Origin of the sequence: [Brevibacterium] flavum, from assembly GCF_019317305.1 — a bacterium.
Taxonomy (GTDB): domain Bacteria; phylum Actinomycetota; class Actinomycetes; order Mycobacteriales; family Mycobacteriaceae; genus Corynebacterium; species Corynebacterium glutamicum.
The window spans coordinates 2,996,378-3,017,867 of the sequence record NZ_CP079240.1 but is presented as its reverse complement, the minus strand read 5'-3'; the positions used below and the strand labels follow the sequence as shown (position 1 = coordinate 3,017,867).

The following is a 21,490-nucleotide window of genomic DNA, read 5'->3' as shown; positions in this document are numbered from 1 at the left end:
CAGGCAAGAAGCTGTTGTGGTGTGTGCTAGAGGTTAGGCTGAGGTAAAAGCACGCTTATCGACGTCGCCCGCCACCCAAGCGCGCGGCGTTTAGCTGCGGGCTGCAGCGATGCGCGCTGCCTGCTCATGAGCAATAGTGGACACCGCATCAACAGCAAGAGTATCCGCGGCAGCGATTGTAAACGTTAAATCATCAACAGTTGCGGTAACCAGGTGGAAGCCCTGACCAATACCTTCGGCCTCCAGTGGAATACCGCTCATGCTCGCACCAGTGAGTGACACATGTGCAGCCACCAATACCTCTGCACCATCGACGGAAAAATCAGCAGGTGATGCTGCGTAGTACAAAGTGCCTTGTTCACCGTCACCTGACATATCACGAGAAATCTCGGCGCACTCGCTCATATCTGCAGGGAACGTTTCTGGGTCTGCTGGGCTCGAGGTGACTTTTACAAAGATAGCTTCATTATCATTGTTTGGATTGGCATAACTGGCGGTCGCCGTGGTGTCAGTTGGTTCCATCATCCAGTCCAAGACGGTCAGTGAATCCATGTGGACACCTGCGCATTGTGGTGGATTAAATGTGTTGATGTCAATGGGTAGACCAGCTTCAGGATCCTCTGCCCCCAAAAGCTCAGCCAATGATGGTTCACCTTCTGCAGCAGGAGGAATGTATTCAAATCCAACCGGTGCCACCGATGCATCCACAATGATTTCTGAAAGGGGAGCAGTCGAAGGTTGCTCAGATGAGGTGCTTTCAGAAGACACACTGCTTGTGGTTTCAGCCGTTTCACCTGCCTTGGTGGCGGCACTGTCACCGCTGCATGCTGTGAGTGTAAATAGTGTCATGGGAAGGATAGTGGCTACAGCACATCGGTAATTTAGGCGCATTATTTCTACTCTTTTGTGCAATCTTAGGGAAGAGCTCAAGGAAAATTCACAGTCTCATTACAGTTTATTGTTACCAGAGGTGCGAAAGTTGTGCATGGGAAGAGGCTGATTAAGGTGTTTTCCTGCGCTGTGCAAAATAAACACCCCTGTTAGCGGGTAAAGGATGTGTATAATCTAATTTCCGACCAGCACACAGGTTACTCCAATGATACTGTCCGGTAACTATGGGGAATTACCGGAAAAAAAGGAATGCTTTCTATAGCACTGTCCTAGTAACCATAGTGGTGGCAACACTACTAGCCGTACCTACAGCTATCGCGGATGTGTTCCACGGCAGATGGATTCGTGGGGCTATCGAAGAAACGTATGTGCGCCTAGGCGGACATGCTGTGTGGGGAGATGCCATCAGCGATGAAACTCCCGGAGCACGGGGTGGAACAAATCAACACTTTTACAACGATGCATCAATTTTTTGGAATCCTGATGTCTCAGGTGGTGTTGCGCGCCAAGTCGGTGGACTAATCCGGTCAAAATGGGAAGAAAACGACTGGGAGCAAGGCTACCTTGGCTACCCCACAACTGATGAAACCGCACTTCCGCAGCGAACGGGGCGGTTTAATCATTTTGAGGGAGGATCGATTTACTGGAGTCCTGAAACTGGGGCGCATCCGGTGTCTGGAGCGATTAAACAATACTGGAGTGCCCAGGGGTGGGAAAACTCGCTGTTGGGATTACCGACATCTGATCCAGAACTCGACCTCGTTGATGTCACTGGTCTTCAGCATTTTGAACATGGCGATGTTCGTGTGGCGCTACGGAGTATGACTCCACTTCCGTTAAGTGATAAGAAACCACATTCTAGTTATCGGGTGGTTGTTCCTGTTTTCCCCGTCGATTTTACTGCTGGTTCGAAAACTGCACATCTAGGGCCAGAAGGGGTAAATCAGCATGTCAAGCGGATGTTTTCCAGTGTCTTTCCGTATTCCAGTTGTCCTGAGAGAATCTGGGTCGGGTCGACGTGCCAGCTTCAAGCTATGGGTGGGTTGGAAGAAACAGTAGAGATTTCCACCATCTCTGATGATGGTTTTGCTCTTACAACCTTGGAAGGTTCCCCTGAGGGGGCCGGTCGAACAACAACGTTTAAGTTTAATGTTATTCAAAGCAGAAGTTCGGACGTTGATCTTGTGTTTCCTAACTCCGCCTCTCAAATCCTTTTCGAGACATTAGAGCCTTCTAGATCCTGGGTGGCAATGACAGTGGAGTCATTTGGTCCTATTGCTGATGCACAGTGGTCTGGTCCGTTTAACAATCGGCGTATCGGTGCCATGTCCTGGGCGAATATGGGCAGCAATATTCTCATTGAAACTGACAATATGAATACGGTTTACCTAGTAGAAGGTATTGACGACACCCTCCTTGCGGATGTAGCTGAACCATCTGCTTCAGCTCAGCAGCAAGCCATATCGCCAATGAGACGAACACAGAAGCCAACTGAAGCATCTGAGCTTCTTCCACTGGAAGAATGCGCCCCTTCAGGATGCGAGGTTAATGATCATGAGTAAACGATTAGGCACGCGACTAGGCCTGGGCATGCTTAGTGCATTAACGGCTGTGGCCGTGTTGGTGACACCTGCAGTTGCTGCGGAGGACGGTGATGGCGGCATCGCAGCGACTACCTGTAATTATGGTCGTGCTCAAATTCAACTTGATACGTCTAATCCTGGTGGGTCGGTTTGTTTTGAAACGACTGGAACCGGGTGGATCAGAACCGATATTGAAAAAGTATATGGAGTCTACAACCGATCTTCTTTTGATGTCGTGATTGCCTTCAGGCTGGTTGAAGGCAGCGTATTTTGGCAGGAAACAATTAAGGCTGGCACAGTTCGCACCCTTGATGTTGATCGTTCTCGGTCGAGAGTCATTGAGATGATGGTCGGTACTCCATCATCGACCTCAGGGCAGGGACAAGGAGTTATCGAAGACGGCGCCTCGGTGTCTTTCTATCAAAGTGGTTTCCTATCTTCAGGAACACTGGGATTTGATGTCTTTGATGACAAAGCAAAGTTGAAGTCAGTGGGACAAAACAGCGGGTTTGAAGACCGTTTAGATGCCTCTTTCGTTGTACAACCAGGTCTTTCTGATGATTCTTGTGTCAGTTTTCAAAGCGCAGCGTATCCGGGGATGTACCTGCAAGCAGCAGCCGCCTCTGGTGGTGGTGTCATCCGAACCATGAATACGGTAGCAAATCGAGCGACATGGTGTGTTACTCATGCGAGTTCCACCCAGGTTCGGTTGCAGGTTGCTGATGGGACTGGGCGCTGGTTAGAAAACGACATTCTTGGCTCAGTGACATTGAGAACGGCGTCATCTAACAATGGTCTGTGGCGATTAGATCGTGGATTGGCGGATCCACAGTAATGACATCTGTACAACGCGGATTGAAAACCAGTTCCCACTTCATTGTCAGTTTTATTGTCGCTCTTGCTGTGTTTCTCAGTGCGGTATTTACCCACGAGATTCCACAAGCGCGTGCACAAAGTGGGTCGCCAATAGCGAGACAACTTGCGGTTAATGCTGTGTTGGGGCCGTTGCCTAACGTTGCAGCCGCTGGTGCGGAAGCTTTGGCCGATCACGGAGCAGGTCTGGGGGATTTTGTTGAGGGCGGATACGAACAAGCCCAGCAAGCTGACCTAGAACGTATTCTTGCTTTCTTGGTGAAAGTTACTGGTGAAACAACAGGGCAAGAAGCAATGCGGATCCTCCAGGGAGGTGATGTAGATGAGATGATTACGTTTATTGATTCCGGGTGGGAGTCATTCCAGTTAGAAGATGATCGTGTTGAGGTAACTGCCTTAAGCCAAGGCGATCCTCATGATGTGGTTACCCAATGGGCACAGGAAGCCTTGGCCGGTGGTGATCACGCGATCACAGAATTTGTTTCCGCTGGACAGCTTGAAGCACAGATCCATGATCAACGTCGTGCACTGTATGAGTTGGCTGCCTCACCATTGCCATCGGTAGCTGCTGGCGCACACCATGCATTGACAAGCGGTTCGGATCAAGTTGTGACCGAGTTTTTGGAGTTTGGTCAGTTCGTCGCAGCTGCTGCAGATCAAGAAGTACTTGATATTGCCGTGTTAGTTGATCAGGTAAGGGGCGAAACTGATGCTGCACTTGATGCTTATAACGATGCTGTAGAGTTCGGCAAACAAGCAGAGCGCTCGGCTGAAGCTGCACGGCTTGCCACAGAAAGATCCCGTGATCATGCATTAGCAGCTGGGCAGGCTGTACAAAGAGCGGAAGCCGGGGCACGTCAAGCCGGTGAGCTCGCAAGATTGGCTGGACAAGCAGCAGATGAGGCAGTAGCTGCGGCTGATGAGGCTCAATCAGCCATGATTCGTACAGCACAAGCAATGAATCGTGCAGCTACTGGTGCAGCGAAGGCGCAGCAATGGGCCGCGACGACACAACAGTTCGCTGCAGCTGCATATGGGGATTCTCAAGTGGCAGCCCAAGCACGGCAGGCAGCAGAAGAAGCGGAACGTCTTGGTGGTTTGGCCAAGGACCTTACTGTTATTGCTGGACAGACAGCAGCAACGCAGTTTCAAGCTAATAATGCCAGTGTTGCTGCATTAAATGCTGCGGGTAACGCAGGCGCTGCAGCTGATGCAGCGCAACAGGCCTCTGAAGCCGCTGGTATGAGCGAGCAGGCAGCTGCGGAAGCACGAGAAGGTGCTGCAGTGGCGCGTGCGGCAGCAGACCGCGCCCGGGCGGCATCACAGCGTGTTAACAGTTTGATTATTGAAGTTGATAACACCGTCAGTGAAGTTCAAGCGGCTGCCACTGAAGCGCAAACCCAGGCAACTCTTGCTGCCCAGTCAGCATATGAGGCAGTTGCTCACGCAGGTGATAGCTCTGTCGCTGCACAAAAAGCAGGTGAAGCGGCTAGCAACGCACAACAAGCAGCGAATGCTGCTGAAGCGACTGCAGCCTTGGCGCTGCAGGTTTCTGATCTTGCTGATGCAGCTCAAGTGGCTCTTTTTGAGCAAGAACGTGACAAACGCATCGCCCAAGCTGAGGCGAACGCTCTAGCTCAGTACACGCTCGATCAGGAGCAACAAGCAGAAGACGAAGCGCATAAGAATTGGCATGAATCCGGTGATCGGATCGTCGAGCTTGTTGAAGATTTTGAGGTCGATCTTGAAGATCATGCTGGTGAGCTTTATGACTTAACCGTTGATTTATTGCAATTTGCTCCAGAACCAGTACGCGGTGCTGCTGCAGTAGCTCTATCTGCAGGTACTGATGAGGCGATCTTCGATTTTTCGCTGAGCAGTTATCAGTTTGCGTTTGCTCAGTATGAGCAAAGTGAAGCGCAGTATTGGTGGGAGCACGGTGATGAGGCTGTGTCTCTGCGTGCAGGGGAAGTGGTGGATTCTTCCGAAGAAGACATTCACCATTTCTTGAGTGTGGAATTAGAACACCTGAGGCTTCCTAGTTTGAGCGCACAGGTGCAAGGCTACATTGATAGCTTTGGTGCCCAAAATGATCTTCTAGTTCAGGCTGGGTCTGATCCTGTTTTTGATGTGGCTATTAGTTGGGGACAGGATGCACTTGCATCACAGTCCGTTGAGCAGATGGAGTCTTATCTTAGTGCTGGTGTTGTCCAGGGCATGGCAACAGATGCGCGGATTACTGCTTATAACAGCTTGGATACTTTAGGGCCACATTCAACAATGGCGGCGGAAGTAGCAATCAGAGGGTCTGATAACGACCGTTTGGAGTATCTGTTTTATACCCGCCCTGCTGCTCTTCATGCCGATATGGCTTTAGAAGCTACTGATGCGCAGGTGGCAGGGCTTCATGAGGTGATTAGTGAGTTAGTCTCTGTCGCTAAAGAAGCTGCTGCGAGTGCAGAAGTAGTGCATGCTCAAGCTCTTGTTGATGCTGCTCGTGCTGATGAGTATGCAGGGATCGCGCGTGGGCATGCTGAAGATGCAGCCCGATCGGCTGCGTCAGCGAGAAACTTGTTAGATGTTGCTAAAGGGCACCTTGAGACTGCTCGGATGCATGGGCAGAGAGCAGCTGCGGCTGCAGGGCGGGCAGAAAATGATGCGCGCACAGCACAAACTCATGCTGTTGCTGCAGGTCAATATGCAGCATCCGCTCGTGAATCTTCATCGCAGGCCCAGGTCGCTGCGGCTTCTGCTCGAGAATCTGCGCTTAATGCGCAAGAAGATGCTACCGCAGCGCAGGCTGCGGCGGATCGAATGTATGCCTATTCCACCCAGATGCATAACAGTTCTGATATGGGTATCCAGGATGCTGTTCTTGATGGTGAGTTAGAACCTGAAGTTGATTTATGGCAGATCATTAGGGAAGAAATCGGTCCTGCTGCTTCTGATCTTGTGTTGGATCTTATTGGGGTTACTGACATTATTGATTGTGTTGGTGGTGACTTTGGTGCCTGTTTGTGGGCTGCTGCGGGTGCGTTACCTATTGGTAAAATTGCGAAGCTAGCGAAATCGGCACCGGTGATTCGTGATTTGATTCGGAAGTCTGGGAGGATTTTCGAGCGGTTTAATGATGCGAAGCAACAGCGTAGGGCTTATGAAGAAAATAGGTTCAGCGGTGCCTCGTGTGGGATCACTCCACGCACAGCGATGGCCGCCCCAATGGCAGATTCGGGATGTGTTCCATCGGGCTTTGATCCGGACAGAGATGCTGGACGGGTTTATCGGGTTGATGCAGCAGAGTTGGAGACGAAGGAAGATTTCAGCCTTGTAGCTAATTGGATTCCTTCTTCTGGGTTGGAAAATCCAGTAGTACTCAAACGTGAAGGAAATCTGCTCGTTCCGAAGCCCCTGGAAGGCAAGGAAGTTGAAAGACTGAATGATCTGGTCAAAGACAGTACTAACGAAGTCATGCAAAACATTCAGTTAAAGGATGGCTTTGGCCGTGCGGTGTCCTCTGCGAAGAAAGATCCGAAGGCAGTTTCTATAGATGAGAAACTTCTTTTGAGCGGAACAAAAAATAAGGAATTTCTGGGAGGCAAACTGAAACGCCGAAGCGTGGGAGGTGACCCAGCGCAAAACTCCTATGCATCAATAATTGCCCAAACTCATCTAGGGGTCGGTGGAAAGAGCAATATGGATGTCAGAATTGATCAAGGGTTGTTACTTAAGATCGGAAACATTTTAGGGTTTGTGGGAAAGAAGCGCCCTGACGTACAAATTTTCACTAAAGGTAATGCTGATGCGACCAACAACCCCACGATCACTCAGTACAATTATGGCGTTTCCTATGAGTTTGATCGTCCTCGTAGTGGTCGTGAGGTTTCTCACGCTCAGCACTTTCTCCACGCGAATCCGAATGCCGCAGTAGTGTTGTTCAAGATGGAGACCTCTAAAATGTCAGATTCTGCACAGAAGGCATTGACAGATTTTATTGCTGATCAAGAAGCACTTCTGAAGGGCTTAACTACGATGGAAAAAGCGTCATGAAGGATTCAGAGGAGAAGATCCCTAAAGGGCTCAAGCCAATTCTTCTTGCAGGTACGGAAGGCCATTTTGACCCGTCTTTTGAATTGGTGAAATGGAGCCTGGAGGAAGCTTTGGAGGCGTGGTGGTCTTTTGCACAATCCGTGGACCCACGTAATGTCGTTCCTCCTGTTATGGCTCCGCAGCTGGGATCACCTAAAACATGGTTGGAGGGTTTTCAAGAGACGCCATTGAAAGTCACTTACGTCATTTCTGAAACAAAGAACCCACAATGGTGTTTCAGCGCTCCAATTGAACAATCAAGCCTTTCTGGGCCTCTCCATAACGCATTAAGAGACAGCGGGGTAGCACGAAAGACTGAGGCCATACAGATCAACTATACATTGAGCAATGGAGCACCAACAGTTAGTTTTCGGCATTATGATTATCGCATTGGAGGCCAGCTTCGTGAACGCTGGGCGCAGCGTTTTCGTGGCAAGTTTAATTCAAGCTTCTCCGATGATATTTCCTACAAGTTTCCTGGTGAGCCCTCATACGAAGGCCGTGGTTGGAAAAAATTTAATCATGAAAAACTATATGCGTTATGCATGGAGATGGGGATTGACTTGCAAGACCCTGAGTTTCTTACTGGTCGTTTTGTGATTATCGATGGTGCTGTGAGGCCTAAATGACTCTTAGTTTTGATTCGTACCCCGCTGGTCGGCAAATGTTGTTTATTCGTGCCACACTGGATGATGTGCGGTGGCTGATGTCAGAATATCCCTCCTATTGGAATAGCTCTCCGGGGCGGAATCCATTTTTTGAGGATGAGCGTTCTGATATCCAGTTCCGTGAGTTCTATAGTGGAAAGTCTTCTCCATCTGACTGGTTGAGGATTTTGCAGCCACAGAATTATGTCAAGCGCTTCTTTTTTATCGATGTTGCGTTACCAGGGTGGATTGCGATGATTTTTGAACCCACGGTTGAGCCTCGGGATATTGAACTTGGTAAAGGGGTATACTGTTCTGTTGCTGAAAGAGATGGTTGTCCACCACTTAATGATCCCTTGGGTATTGCTCAAATTCATATTCGATATGACTTGCGCGAACCACGAATTGAATACGGTCCACATTGGTATGGCGATAGATTAGTGGTTGGTGTTTATTCGACAACTATGACATCTCGTTTCGCAGAAAATTCTTCCTACGTCCCAGGTCTAAATTGGAATAGGTACGAAATCGCAGGAAATGGATTACCTGGTTTTGAGGGCCTAGATGTTCCGCTGAGGGCGGAAGTTCCAGAGCATATCCTTAAAGATTATCCATCGTATTGTGATTTAGGTTTCCGTAAGTTATTTGATCTGGGGCCATCTTATCGAGAATATGACAAGGATCCCGAGGCCTCAGCTGATTACCTGAAAGTACTGCCCTTTGATCATCGCGGGCAAGAGCGCATTGTGGATTTCTTCAATACCCGCCTAGTTTCCCAGTGGTTGGAAGAAACTTATGGCATTCGGTGGAATGATCCAAATTTTTATGAGGGTGAATCTTTACTGTACATCGTTGGTGGCCCGGATCTTATTAAAGATCCTTTTACTCCGCGCATTCCCTTGGAGGATTATTACCGCTTCCAGGCCATTGATTTAGAACGTAACCGGAAACTGATTGAAAGTGGAAAATTCTAGCGCTATGCAGAGAAATATGCGCTAGTCCGCTATACTTTCAAATCGTTTCCGCCAGCACGAGGTGACATACTGCTGGCTTGTTTTTGCATTCGACGATCTGCATGGGGATTACTATGTCACGCTCATCTAAAATTTCGGTCGCGTTTGGTGGCCTACTCATCGCTGCTACCTGGCTGTATTTGGTCTTGGTCAGGCCTACTGATTGGGAATCAGTGGGTGGTTCCACGGAAGCGTTGATCACGTTGGTGGGCTATGTTGCCGGCACGATCGCGTTGTTGGTTGGTGTGCTGCCTACGCTTCCAGCCAGGACCATTGCGATCATTCCTGTGGCTTTGGTGCTCAATATTTTGTTAGGCCAAGTCACTGGTTCTTTTGTCATTCCGCTGTATTTAGATGCGGTGGGAACTGTGCTGGTCGCAGCTCTGGCTGGTCCTAGTGCTGGTTTGGCAACAGGTGCTTTAAGTTCTGTGGTGTGGGCGTTGTTCAATCCGCTGGCGTTGCCGTTTGCTGCAGGTTCCGCGCTGACTGGTTGGTTGACTGGTGTGGTGATTAAAAAGGGTGCGTTTAAGAACATCTTTGCCACCGTTATTTCTGGTGCGGTCATTGGTTTGATCACGGGTGCTGTGGCGGCTCCGGTAGCGGCGTTTGTGTATGGCGGAACCGCAGGTGTGGGAACTGGCGCGGTGGTCAGCCTCTTCCGCGAAATGGGTAATTCTTTGCTCGCATCGGTGACGTGGCAGTCGTTTATTTCCGATCCTTTGGATAAGGCCATTGTTATGCTCATCGTGTTTGTGGTGGTCAAGTCGCTACCCAAGCGCACCACCAGGGCATTGGCTCCGCAGCGGGTTCCGGAGGACGTCGCTTAAATATGAATCCTTTGACATGGATCATTGGCGCATTCAGCATGTGGATCGTGGTGCTGGGCGTTAATAAGCTTGGTTTAAGCATCGCCGTGATCATCATCGCGCAGGTCGTGGCGATGATTCGGGTGCGCAATGTATCTGTGTTGGCTTCAACGGCGTTGTTATCAGTTCCCGTGTTGGCCTCGATGGCGCTGATTCACATGCCGTATTCTTCCGACGGCTGGTTGATTGCGTTGACGTTGACGGTGCGTTTTAGTGCGTTGATGTCTATTTTCCTTCTTGCCGCCACGGCGATTACTATCCCTGAGCTGGTGAAATCACTGTATCGCTGGCCCAAGCTGGCGTATATAGTGGGCTCCGCGCTGCAGATGATTCCGCAGGGCAAACAGACCTTGGCGATGGTTCGAGATGCCAATGCTTTGCGCGGGCGCAGCATCAAAGGTCCCGTGCGCGCGGTGAAATATGTGGGTTTGCCACTGATTACACATCTACTTAGTGCCGGTGCCGCACGTGCGATTCCTTTGGAGGTCGCGGGGCTGGACAGGCCGGGGCCGCGTACGGTGTTGATTGATGTGGTGGAGGGGCGCGTCGAAAAGCATTGTCGCTGGTTGCTGCCGCTTTTGGCAGTCGGGATGGCGTGGTGGCTCTAACTCAAATCGTCGGACCGTCCGGCTCCGGGCTCACGCGGGAATTGGAAAAACGCTACCGGGAAACGCCCGGAGCGGTGATGCTGACCGCCGACCCGCGCGCGCATATCACCTACCTGCGCGCAACAGTTGCGGAGGAACTGGCCTTTGGGCTGGAACAACGCGGCATCGCACCTGCTCAGATGTGGGAACGGGTCCGAAAAATCGGGCTTGGCCTAGAAAATCTGCTCGACCGCGCACCTGCACAACTTTCCGGCGGGCAAACCCGGCGGCTGGCGATCGGCACTGTCGCCATCTTAGAGGCACCAACGATGCTTCTCGACGACCCCTTCTCCGGTCTTGATACCTCCTCGCGAGCCCAACTCATCACAATGTTGGAATCATATGAGGGCGATGTCATCGTCGCTGCACACAAACGGTGGCTCGACGCGCCGACTGTGTACTTAGGGGACTTGGAGGGGCTGTCCCTGCCTGCGCGGGTGGAATTTTCCGGCACTTCTCGAACATTTTCGGAAATTACAGGAACCCGCGGGCAACAACGCCGACGCTGGTGGCAATTCAACGAACCCCAACCACAGTTTCAGATCGACCCCCTGGATATTACTGTTTCTGCAGGTCAAGTGCTGTGGTTGCGGGGTCCCAATGGTTCTGGAAAATCCACACTCCTGCGTGGTCTCGCCAATGAACCTGGCACTGAATTGATGCTGCAAAATGCGGCCGACCAAGTGATTGATGCAACCGTGGCGCAGTGGGTACCAGGCAATAACAGTGAAGAACATCCGCTGGATTTATCGCAACGCGAACTCCGCCTTGCCCAATGCGACGCAGCCCTGGGTAATAACCCGGAAGTTTTGCTTGCTGATGAACCCGACGTTGGCCTTGATATCGGCGGCCGAAACGCCATCCACCAGCGCTTTGCTGATTTTTTGGGGAATGGGGGAGCGATAATCCTGACCTGCCATGATGAAACCTTCGTGGCAGAGGTAGCTGAATACGCGATAGTGAAGGAAATGGGGCTCTAGGTTTCTTTGGACCAAACCACAGTGCCCACGGATCGGGTTTTCCGAGTTCGTGGGCACTGTGGTTTGTTTTATCGCCCTCGATACCGGTCACAGATGCCCAAGTTTTGGGTTTCGAGGCTTCGTGGGCACTGTGGTCTGGTGCAGTCAGGAATCTACCTACGGATCCAAAAGAAGTGACCTCTCAGAATCGCGTCTAAGGGGCTGAACGCACCCAAGCTATACAAAGAGCTCATCTCATGACTTCGACCCGTTAGATGAGCACTCAACAGAAAAGGCCCTTCAGAATTACATCTGAAGGGCAATGAGGGATCTCGCTTAACGGGCAGTGACCTGACCAAACAGCTTGGCCACCGGAGCGATAATCGTTGGACGCAAGGCCACAAATGCTCCAATGATCACCACCAACGACGCCACGAACCAGCCAAAACCAACCCAGTTCACAACGTCTTGACCTGCATACATATGGTTGAAATTGCGCAACGCGCCGGTCGCCAACACCAAGAACACGTGGATACAGATGAACACGATGTAATACACCATCACCGGCATGTGCAGCGCACGAGCAAACCCGATGGGGATCAACTTATTCATCGTCGCATTGTTCTTAGGCCAGTAACTCGACATCCGGAAACCAGACACAATCGACAACGGTGCCGCAATAAAGACAGTGAAGAAGTACGTCAGCTCCTGCAAACTGTTGTAATTCGCCCAACCATTCTCAGTCGGCCAATCCAACGACACATACTGCAAACCAGCACTCAGCGCGTTCGGGAACACATCCCAACTAGTTGGAACAATGCGCATCCACTGACCTGTCGCGAACAACAAAATGATGAACACCGCACCGTTGATGATCCACAACAAATCCAAAACCAGGTGGATCCACAACGTCAAGGAGATCTTCTTGCCACCCTTTTTCGGCGTCCAATAACCCTTTGGCCTGCGGGTTCTATTGATCTCAATGCCCGTCTTGATAATCAACACCATGAAGAACATGTTGAAGAAGTGCTGCCAACTCAGCCACGTTGGAATTCCTACTGGCGCACCTTCGGGGTTGTCATATTTACCCGGATACTTCTCGACGAAGTCCTGCAACCACTCCGTGGTAAACGCCCATTTGGTAAGGACCACCGCGATTGCAGCCACGACAATTGCTCCGAGAACCAGGACACCAAGAGTCATTGCCCACTGCTTACGTGTAATTGGCTGCGCCAACCGAACTCTCAGCGGCAGTTCCTTCTTCGCATTTCCAGCTTCATCTGTGCGAGGTCGTTTCTCTGCATCTTGGAATACTGGCTTTGCGTGAGCAGCAGCTTGGGCAGGGGCTCCTGGTGCTGCCGGAATTCCTGGTGCTGGAATGCCGGGAGCTGCGGGAATGCTTGGGGCTCCAGGTGCGCCTGGTGCTCCTGGGACTGGTAAGGAAGCTCCGGGAGTTGGGACACCTGGGGTTGGAAGGCCAGGACTTGGGATTCCGGATGCTCCGGGTGCACCAGGTGCTCCGGGAACGGGAAGTGCCTCACCTGGAGTCGGAAGGGCACCGCCAGGTGTTGGGAGCGCACTGCCAGGAGTCGGAAGTGCACCGCCAGGTGCGGAAATTCCTGGTGCAGGTGGGGTGACAGATCCTGGTACTGGAATGCTTGGAACGCTTGCGCCAGGTGCACTAACCCCAGGTGCTGGGACAGGAGTTGCACTTCCAGGCACAGGGATTGCTGTGCCTGGTGTTGGAATTGCACTGCCTGGGGCACTAGGTGCTGCCGGGATCGAGGTTCCCGGAGCTGGAACAGCAGCGCCGGGAGCTGCAGGAACGTTAGGAACCGCAGGTGCGGACGCTCCCGGAGCTGGGACGGAACCTCCCGGAGCCACTGGAGTTGGCAATGCTCTACCGGGTGCTGGAATAGAACTTCCAGGTACGGGTAGTTTCGCCGCCACAGTTGGAGGTACTGCGTCCTGCTCAGTTTTCGCTGGTGTAGGAATGGCGCCTCCAGGTGCAGGAATAGCATTTCCTGGCGCTGGGGGAGTGGTGGAAATTTTGTTCTGTGGCGAGGTGCCGTCCATAGGAGGTGTCGTCTCTTGCTGCATTCTCGAAGGGGCTGTCACTGTCTGTCTTTGGTATTTAGGGTAGTTTGCATTTGGTGAAATTCCATATCGTGAGCTGGTTTGTTTCATACTGTGACGTTGTGTTGGGTGGGTGATGCTTTCGAATCGGGCACGCTGGAAAGTCATGTGGGCTGGTGCATGGTTAGCGTGTTCGAAGAAACATTACTAGACTGCATAGTCTATACGCATTGAACGATACGGTCTAAAACTCCAGGGAAAACAGACAGAATCCAGTGTCAGTTAGCTGGAAATTCGATACAGTGGCGATGAACGCGATATTAGAAAGAAAAAGATGACGCTTTACGACGAAACCCTCACCCTCCTTCAGGAACTTATCCGCAACGCCTGCGTGAATGATCTAACCCCAGATTCAGGTCAGGAAATTAGAAACGCGGAAAGCCTAGAACGTTTCTTTGAAGGAACCCCCAACGTTAAAATCACCAAGCTGGAACCGCGTCTGGGCCGGACCTCAATTATCGTGACTGTTCCAGGCAGCGATCCAGATGCTGAGCCTTTAACACTGCTTGGACATACCGATGTTGTGCCTGTTGATCTGCCTAAATGGACTAAAGATCCATTCGGTGCGGAGATTTCGGATGGACAGATTTGGGGTAGAGGGTCCGTCGATATGCTCTTTATCACCGCAACCCAAGCGGCCGTCACCCGTCAAGTAGCCCGTGAAGGCGGCCTGCGTGGCACGCTGACATTTGTTGGCGTGGCCGATGAGGAGGCGCGCGGCGGGCTTGGTGCGAAGTGGCTTTCGGAAGAACACCAAAACCTCTTCAGTTGGAAAAACTGCCTTTCCGAATCCGGTGGATCGCACCTTCCAGTCCGCGATGGCAGCGATGCGGTAGTGATCACTGTTGGTGAAAAAGGCGCAGCTCAGCGCCGTATTCACGTCAATGGCGATGCCGGTCATGGTTCCATTCCCTTTGACCGCGATAGCGCCATTGTCAAAATCGGTGAAGTCGCCCGCCGCATTGCGGCTGCTGATTTAAAGGTAGCCAAAGACGATATCTGGCAAGGCTTCGTCCAAGCTCACCGCTTCGACTCAGAAACCGAGAAAGCGCTTTTCGACGGCACTTCCCCCGAGGCCTACGCCGAGTTCGGCGACTTAGCTAGGTTCGCCCACGCGGTATCGCACCTCACGATTGCCCAAACGGTGGTTCGCGCAGGTCAAGCCATCAACGTATTGCCATCGCACGCGTACCTGGAATTAGATATCCGCACTCTTCCAGGCCAAACCAACGACTATGTTGATGACACTTTGCGTGCTGCTTTGGGTGATCTTGCCGATGAAGTAGAAATTGAACACCTCATCTCTGAAGAAGCAACGGTGAGCCCAACTGATTCCAGGTTGTATAACACCTTGGAAAAAGTTCTTGGTGATTTCTTCCCCGATGCGCCTGTGGTCCCAATTATTTCCTCTGGTGGCTCTGACCTGCGCTTTGGTCGTCGACTAGGCGGTGTTGGTTATGGTTTTGCAGTTCATGCACGTGAACGAACTTTGGCGGAAGCAATGGGACAACTCCACTCCCATGACGAGGCGCTGTACCTGGAAGATCTCGAACTGACTGTCCGGGGTTATGACTCCGTGGTGCGTGAATTCCTAAGCTAAAAACGTGAAGCAGGCGTCTTTTCAATTGAACGGTTTCTGAAACTAAGCACCGTTTGAAGCGTCACAACTGCAAGAACGACGCCTGCCAACAAGGGCATTCCGCCCATGGCAATTAACGGTCCGGCGATCAACCCGCCTGAAGCTCCCGCAAGATTCATCGTTAGGTCGCTGCGCCCCTGGGCGTAGGTGCGGTGATGGATGGGGGTGGCGTCGACAAGCAATGCCGAAGAACCAACGAGGGCGGAGTTCCAGCCGAGCCCAAGCAGGATCATGGATGTGATCATGGCCCACTGCGGTTCGGGCCAGATAAGAAGCAATGCGGCGGAGGCGGCGAGCATGGTGAAGCCGGAAAAGATGGTGAAATTGCGGCCGAGTTTGTCGGTGAGCAGGCCGAAAACGGGTGAGAGGGCGTACATTCCGGCGACGTGCAAGCTGATGGTGAAGCCGATGATGGTGAGGCTGGCGCCGTGGCCTTGCATGTGGATGGCGGCCATGGACATAAGGCCGACCATGGAAAAGTGCGCGGTTGCAACCGATGTGATGGCTTGGAGGGCTTTCGGGGTGAGGCGCTTCTTTTCTGTTGGTGCATTTGGGGTGGCTTCGGGTTTGAGGCCTTTGGGGAGGGTGAATCGCCAGACTGCGACGGCGATGAGCTGGCCAAATAGACACAACAGGTAGGCGCCGGCATGTTGTTCCAACCCGAGGGATTCGCTGAATCGGGCGCTGGGTTCAAATAAATTTGGTCCGGCAATTGCGCCGATGGTGGTGGACCAAACGACGATCGACAAGTCTCGTCCGCGGGTTTCTTCACTAGCCACATCGGTTGCGGCGAAACGTGCTTGGAGATTGACCGCGGACATGGATCCCATGAATAGGAATGCCAAAAGTACTACTGGAAACAAGCCGAATTGTGCGCCGAGGATCGCCAGTAGTGCGCCCACGCAACCAAGCAACATGCCCGTGCTGAGTGAAGTTCGGCGATCGTATGTGGAGACCATGCGGGCAAGGGGAATCGAAAAGATAGCTGCGCCGATCGTGGTCAATGTGGCGGCTGATCCTCCCCACGAAGCTCCCGCCAAGTGCGCTGCCAGCAAACTTCCCATCGACAGTGTCACGCCATTGGACGCACCAACCATGATTTGGGCGAAAATCAGGCCGCTGAGAACACGGGTGCGCTGAGGGTGAGGTTGGGACGAAGGGGCGTGCATGGACTTTAGGTTAGGTTATTGAGCAGATTTATTTGGGCTTTTGTCTAGGGTGGGGAGTTATGTTCTTGACAAAGGTATCGCTGCTTGATCATCCGGAGTCTTTACCAGGGTATCTATCGAGCCTGGCCATCGTGGAATATCTGCATGAACAGCCGTTGGAGTTTCGTGCACCGATCACTGTGATTACTGGTGAAAATGGGGTGGGTAAATCCACGTTGGTTGAGGCTTTGGCGGTGGGGATGCGCCTTAATCCGTCTGGTGGCTCTAGGCATGCAAACTTTGGCAGGGAAGGCGATATTGTGTCGTCGCTTCATCAGTCGTTGAAGTTGGTGCGGAGGGAAAACCCTCGGGATGCGTTCTTTTTTCGGGGTGAGACGATGTATAACGTGGCTTCCTATTATGAGGAGCTAATGGATGAAAAGAATATGCATGATCTTCACAAGATGAGCCATGGTGAATCGGTGTTTGCGGTGATTGATCGGCGTTTTCACAATCAGGGATTTTTTGTTTTGGACGAGCCTGAGGCAGGCCTTTCCATGCTGAGGCAGTTGGAGCTATTGGGGAAGCTGGGCAACCTTGCTCGAGGTGGTGCGCAAATAATTATGGCTACGCACTCTCCAATATTATTGGCTATTCCGGGGGCAGAGATCCTTGAAATTACATCTTCGGGTGTTGCAAAGGTGAATTTTGAGGATGCGGAGGCTGTTCGTGCGGCTCGGGAATTTGTGGCAGATCCGCGAGGTACGGCGGCGTTTCTGACTGCGGAGGAGGATCACCAATGATGCCGTATATCACCGATATTGCAGCGCTTGAACATGTGGGTGTGGCTGCTGCTTGGACAGAGAAGGTTCCTGCTTTTCGGGTGTTGAGAGAAAAACGCACACTGGACTTTCGTGCGCCGATCACCGTCATAACCGGGGAAAACGGTGTGGGTAAGTCGACATTGCTGGAGGCTATCGCGATCAATGCCGGCTTCGACACAGCAGGTGGTGAACACACCGGAAAGTTCAAACCTTCCGACAACCCTTTGCAAACTGTGGCAAAAGCACACAAGGGAAAAGAGCCGATGCGGGGGTATTTCCTGCGGGCGGAAACTCATTTCAACGTCGCGTCTGGATATCGCGATGAGGCTCCCGGCTGGGTGAACCTTCATCACATGTCGCACGGAGAGTCAGTGATGCATATTGTGCAGAATGCTTTTGTGGGCAAGGGGCTGTATCTGATGGATGAGCCTGAAGCGGGGCTATCGTTCATTCGACAGATGGCGATTCTGGCGGAGCTTAATTTTCTGGCGGAAAGTGGTGCGCAAATTATCATCGTGACGCATTCACCGGTGTTGATGGCTATTCCGGGTGCAGAAATTTGGGAGTTTAGTGCATCGGGGGAACTGCATCGAGGGTTTGATTTTGAGGTGACAACGGCGTTTCGAGCGCTACGTGACTTCTTTGAGGATCCGGAAGAAATTGCTGAGTACATGATGGACGTCATGATGGACGCGAAAGAGGAGCCCTAGCTCACAAGTAGTTCTCGATTGGATCACAAAACCTTGAAGAATGATCTACAAATCACTGTGCGCTAAATGATTTAAAATGATCCAAATAAGCATATATCGAGGTCAATGAGTTTTAACACTCTGATTGGGGGTGAATCTCAAAGAATTCCATCAAGGACTTTTAGGGATCACGGCAAGCCATTTAATGTAGTCCACACCACAGTGAAGCGGTGACGTGAATCACCCAAGCACTTAGGCATCAAACATTCAAGAGCTTGTTGTCCAAAAGTCCGACCGAGAGGGATTCCCCCAAAATGGCCGAAGTAGGAGCAGAACCCGCAGGGTCTGCACAATCCAAAACTAAACAATTTGTTGTAGGTACCGCAGCGGTGGTCATCACTGCAATCGCTGCGTTTTTCTCCATCCAGTCTGCATCCGGTGGCGAGGATATTCGTTCCAACATGACGCTGATTGCTCCTGCAGCTGCAGGTGGAGGTTGGGATACTTTCCAACGTGAGCAGCAGCAGTCTATGCGCGTGAATAAGATCGTGAACAATATTCAGGTGGTCAACATCCCTGGAGCTGGTGGAACCATTGCACTTGGCAAACTGTCTACCATGACTGCACCGAACACCTTGATGGTGGGTGGAACGGGGCATATTGCAGCACAAATTCAATTCGATACCCCTGCGAAAATCCAGGATGTGACCCCAATTGCTCGTGTGGTGGAAGAGTTCGACATCATCACCGTGCCAGCGGATTCTCCATACAACACCCTTGAAGAGCTCATTGAAGGTTGGAAGGCAGATCCAGCAGGAGTGTCCTGGACCGGTGGTGGTTCCTTTGACCAGCTTGTTATGACAGAAATTGCACTGTCTGCAGGTATAGATCCAAAGCAAACCACCTTTATTCCTTCTGATGGTGGTGGCGAAGCGATTCAGGCGCTACTGAACGGAACCGCAAAGGCATCAACTGGTGGTTTTGCTGATATGTATCCGCAGGTAGAAGCTGGTCGCTTGAAGGTCTTGGGAATTGCTGCTGAAGAACGACTGCCCGGCACCGAGATCCCCACCTTGGTGGAACAAGGCTATGACGTGACCTTGACCAACTGGCGTGCCATGTTCGCTCCTCCTGGTTTGAGCGATGAGCAGATCGCAGAACTTCGGGAAATCGTTGCTGAATCTATCGAGACACCTGAATGGAAATCCGCAGTTGAGCGTAACTACTGGATGAGTGCACCACTTGAAGGCGAAGAACTCGACCAGTTTGTTGAAGATGAAATTGACAGAATTGATCAGCTATTCAAGGAGATGGGCTAGTGAACGTCACTGAACAATCCGGCGAGTCCCATATCGACATCCCGGAATCACACCAGCTGCCCGGACCTCGTCCAGTTGGCGAGGGCACTTTCTGGGAAGGCCGCTCCGGGCTCATCATGCCCGCAATTCTCACGGTATTTAGTTTGTATTTGCTCATCGGTGTTTTAAACATGGATGTGGGCAATGCAGCATTCCCAGGACCTCGATTCTTCCCAACAATCCTCGGTATTGCGGGTTTGCTGGTGGCAGTGGCGTTGACCATTCAAACCATCAAGTACCCCATGCATCCAGAAAATGAATCTGGCCGAAGCTGGAAATTCCACTCTGATTACGTCTCACTCGCGTGGGCGATCGGTGGCTTCTTCGCCTTTGCAGTCTTGCTTCCATATCTTGGTTGGGTCCTTGCTGGCTCCTTGTTGTTCTGGACAATGACCAGGGCTTTCGGTTCCAAACGCCCAGGTTTCGATGTTCTTGTTTCCCTCATGATGAGCTCCGTGGTCTACCTCGCATTCGATGTGGGCTTGGGACTTAATCTTCCTTCTGGACTTTTGGGTGGTGGCTTCTAATGGATATTTTGTCCCTCTTGATGGAAGGCTTCGCCGGCGCATTAACGCCGATGAACCTTCTCTGGGTTATCGTCGGCTGTTTGCTCGGCACCGCGGTGGGCGTCATGCCTGGTCTTGGCTCCTCGATGGCTGTGGCGTTGCTGTTGCCTATGACGTTCGCACTTGATCCAACTGCGGCGTTTATTATGTTCTCCGGCGTGTACTTCGGTGGTCTCTTCGGCGACTCCACGATGGCAATTTTGATGAACACCCCAGGTCAGGCATCAGCGATCGCCTCAACATTCGAGGGCCACCGCATGGCTCTTAACGGTCGTGCGCCACAGGCTCTGGCTACCGCAGCGATCGGTGCTTTCATCGGCGGTATCGTCTCCTCCTTTATCGTGGTCTTCCTCGCACCAACCCTGGCGGAACTGTCCACCGCATTCGGCCCCGCCGAGTACTTCGCGCTGGCACTCTTCGCGTTCGTCGCCACTTCCTCCGTGGTGTCCGACTCCGTGTTTAAGGGACTTGCGTCCCTCATTTTCGGCCTCGGCATTGCGACCATCGGCATCGATTCGGTCACCGGCATCGAGCGCTTCACGCTCGGGGCACCGCAGCTTTTCGACGGCATTTCCCTCGTTACTGTTACCGTCGCGATTTTGGCACTGGGAGAAGTGTTTTACATTGCAGCCCGCGCACGCCGTGACAAAACAAATCTGGAAACGCGCTCCGCAGGACGTCCGTGGCTTACCGGAACGGAATTCAAAGAAGCTGCTCCAGCCTGGGCACGCGGAACCATCATTGGTCTGCCTTTCGGTGTGATCCCTGTTGGTGGATCTGAAGTTCCAACCTTCTTGGCTTACTCTACGGAGCGCGCGTTGGATAAACGGCGCAAAGATCCACAGTTCGGCGATAAGGGTGCAATCCGAGGACTCGCTGCTCCTGAAGCTGCAGGTAACGCCACCACCGGCATGGCCATGGGTGCTCTTCTTGCCCTGGGTCTGCCAGTCTCTGCAACTGCGGCCATCATGTTGGCAGCGTTCCGTCAGTACGGAATCCAGCCCGGACCACTGCTTTTCGATCGCAACCCTGAACTTGTCTGGGCACTTCTTGCCAGCTTCTTTATCGCGATGATCGTCCTGTTGTTCATCAACCTGCCGTTCGCGCAGCTGTGGGCAAAGCTCCTGCTCATTCCAAACCACTACCTCTACTCCGGCATCGCATTGTTCTGTGGCCTGGGCATTTACGCTACCTCCGGCGCAGTGTTCGACCTGCTCATGCTGCTCGGTATCGGTGTCGTGGCTTTGATCATGCGTCGCTACGGTTACCCGCTGGCTCCGCTGATGATCGGTATGGTTCTTGGACCTTTGGCTGAAACCTCTCTCCGCGACGCACTACTGTCCTCGGTTGGCGATTTCTCCATCCTCGTCTCCAGCCCCATCACCTGGTCCCTCTACGCAGTGCTCGCCATCTTCATCGCGGTCAGCATCATTACTGCAGTACGAGGTCGCCGCAAGCACCTGACTTCTCAGCTCGAAACCATCGACGCTTAAAGTCTCCATATAGAAACAGGCAAACCGTAGCTGTGGGCTACGGTTTGCCTGTTTCTTGTTTAAGGCCTCGAA

The 21,490-nt window shown here is 52.1% G+C and carries 17 protein-coding genes; 14 read left to right on the top strand and 3 right to left on the bottom strand.

Going from position 1 to position 21,490, the window contains the following annotated elements:
* Nucleotides 1-90: 90 nt before the first annotated feature.
* Nucleotides 91-849 (bottom strand): hypothetical protein, encoded by a 759-nt coding sequence (locus tag KW808_RS14540; protein ID WP_143854322.1) that lies wholly within the window; start codon nucleotides 847-849, stop codon nucleotides 91-93.
* A 326-nt stretch (nucleotides 850-1,175) separates the two neighbouring features.
* Between KW808_RS14540 and KW808_RS14535 the strand changes: the two genes are divergently transcribed.
* From KW808_RS14535 to KW808_RS14500, 8 genes are all read left to right on the top strand, one after another.
* On the top strand, nucleotides 1,176-2,453 hold the full coding sequence (locus KW808_RS14535) for an LGFP repeat-containing protein (protein WP_143854321.1): 1,278 nt from the start codon (nucleotides 1,176-1,178) through the stop codon (nucleotides 2,451-2,453).
* Nucleotides 2,446-3,309: an AbfB domain-containing protein gene (locus KW808_RS14530; protein WP_157677922.1), complete on the top strand. Its 864-nt coding sequence runs from the start codon at nucleotides 2,446-2,448 to the stop codon at nucleotides 3,307-3,309. The genes KW808_RS14535 and KW808_RS14530 overlap by 8 nt, the downstream gene beginning before the upstream one ends.
* Nucleotides 3,309-7,394 (top strand): ALF repeat-containing protein, encoded by a 4,086-nt coding sequence (locus KW808_RS14525; RefSeq protein WP_003862728.1) that lies wholly within the window; start codon nucleotides 3,309-3,311, stop codon nucleotides 7,392-7,394. The genes KW808_RS14530 and KW808_RS14525 overlap by 1 nt, the downstream gene beginning before the upstream one ends.
* Entirely contained in the window at nucleotides 7,391-8,062 is a 672-nt protein-coding gene (locus tag KW808_RS14520; RefSeq protein ID WP_003862730.1) for a hypothetical protein, read from the top strand. The genes KW808_RS14525 and KW808_RS14520 overlap by 4 nt, the downstream gene beginning before the upstream one ends.
* Nucleotides 8,059-9,054, top strand: coding sequence for a hypothetical protein (locus KW808_RS14515; RefSeq protein ID WP_003862732.1), 996 nt, complete (start codon nucleotides 8,059-8,061; stop codon nucleotides 9,052-9,054). Before KW808_RS14520 ends, KW808_RS14515 begins: the two co-directional genes overlap by 4 nt.
* A gap of 113 nt (nucleotides 9,055-9,167) precedes the next feature.
* Nucleotides 9,168-9,920 carry a hypothetical protein gene (locus KW808_RS14510; protein ID WP_003853500.1) on the top strand — a complete coding sequence of 251 codons (753 nt, stop codon included), beginning with the start codon at nucleotides 9,168-9,170 and terminating at the stop codon, nucleotides 9,918-9,920.
* 2 nt (nucleotides 9,921-9,922) lie between these two features.
* Nucleotides 9,923-10,567 (top strand): energy-coupling factor transporter transmembrane component T family protein, encoded by a 645-nt coding sequence (locus tag KW808_RS14505; RefSeq protein ID WP_003862735.1) that lies wholly within the window; start codon nucleotides 9,923-9,925, stop codon nucleotides 10,565-10,567.
* On the top strand, nucleotides 10,558-11,586 hold the full coding sequence (locus tag KW808_RS14500; RefSeq protein ID WP_046552203.1) for an ATP-binding cassette domain-containing protein: 1,029 nt from the start codon (nucleotides 10,558-10,560) through the stop codon (nucleotides 11,584-11,586). Before KW808_RS14505 ends, KW808_RS14500 begins: the two co-directional genes overlap by 10 nt.
* 315 nt (nucleotides 11,587-11,901) lie before the next feature.
* Here the strand turns inward: KW808_RS14500 and KW808_RS14495 are convergent, their stop codons facing one another.
* On the bottom strand, nucleotides 11,902-13,641 hold the full coding sequence (locus KW808_RS14495; RefSeq protein WP_003862738.1) for a cytochrome b/b6 domain-containing protein: 1,740 nt from the start codon (nucleotides 13,639-13,641) through the stop codon (nucleotides 11,902-11,904).
* 334 nt (nucleotides 13,642-13,975) lie between these two features.
* Here KW808_RS14495 and KW808_RS14490 point away from each other — a divergent pair, with 334 nt between their 5' ends.
* A complete protein-coding gene (locus KW808_RS14490) occupies nucleotides 13,976-15,301 on the top strand; it encodes a M20/M25/M40 family metallo-hydrolase (protein ID WP_003862742.1) in 1,326 nt (441 codons plus the stop codon).
* On the opposite strand, the gene KW808_RS14485 is transcribed toward KW808_RS14490, so the two are convergent.
* Complete coding sequence (locus tag KW808_RS14485; RefSeq protein ID WP_003862743.1) at nucleotides 15,298-16,509, bottom strand: MFS transporter; 1,212 nt, start codon at nucleotides 16,507-16,509, stop codon at nucleotides 15,298-15,300. The two genes, KW808_RS14490 and KW808_RS14485, sit on opposite strands and share 4 nt — an antisense overlap.
* Nucleotides 16,510-16,568: 59 nt before the next feature.
* Here KW808_RS14485 and KW808_RS14480 point away from each other — a divergent pair, with 59 nt between their 5' ends.
* The 5 genes from KW808_RS14480 to tctA all read left to right on the top strand — a co-directional run bounded on the left by KW808_RS14480 (nucleotide 16,569) and on the right by tctA (nucleotide 21,418).
* Nucleotides 16,569-17,291, top strand: a complete 723-nt coding sequence (locus tag KW808_RS14480; protein ID WP_003862745.1) for an AAA family ATPase — start codon at nucleotides 16,569-16,571, stop codon at nucleotides 17,289-17,291.
* Complete coding sequence (locus tag KW808_RS14475) at nucleotides 17,288-18,022, top strand: AAA family ATPase (protein ID WP_003862747.1); 735 nt, start codon at nucleotides 17,288-17,290, stop codon at nucleotides 18,020-18,022. The genes KW808_RS14480 and KW808_RS14475 overlap by 4 nt, the downstream gene beginning before the upstream one ends.
* 293 nt (nucleotides 18,023-18,315) lie before the next feature.
* Nucleotides 18,316-19,320, top strand: a complete 1,005-nt coding sequence (gene tctC / locus KW808_RS14470; RefSeq protein WP_003862750.1) for a tripartite tricarboxylate transporter substrate binding protein TctC — start codon at nucleotides 18,316-18,318, stop codon at nucleotides 19,318-19,320.
* Entirely contained in the window at nucleotides 19,320-19,886 is a 567-nt protein-coding gene (gene tctB / locus KW808_RS14465) for a tripartite tricarboxylate transporter TctB (protein WP_003862752.1), read from the top strand. The genes tctC and tctB overlap by 1 nt, the downstream gene beginning before the upstream one ends.
* Nucleotides 19,886-21,418, top strand: a complete 1,533-nt coding sequence (gene tctA, locus KW808_RS14460) for a tripartite tricarboxylate transporter permease TctA (protein ID WP_003862755.1) — start codon at nucleotides 19,886-19,888, stop codon at nucleotides 21,416-21,418. The genes tctB and tctA overlap by 1 nt, the downstream gene beginning before the upstream one ends.
* The last annotated feature ends 72 nt before the right edge of the window (nucleotides 21,419-21,490 follow it).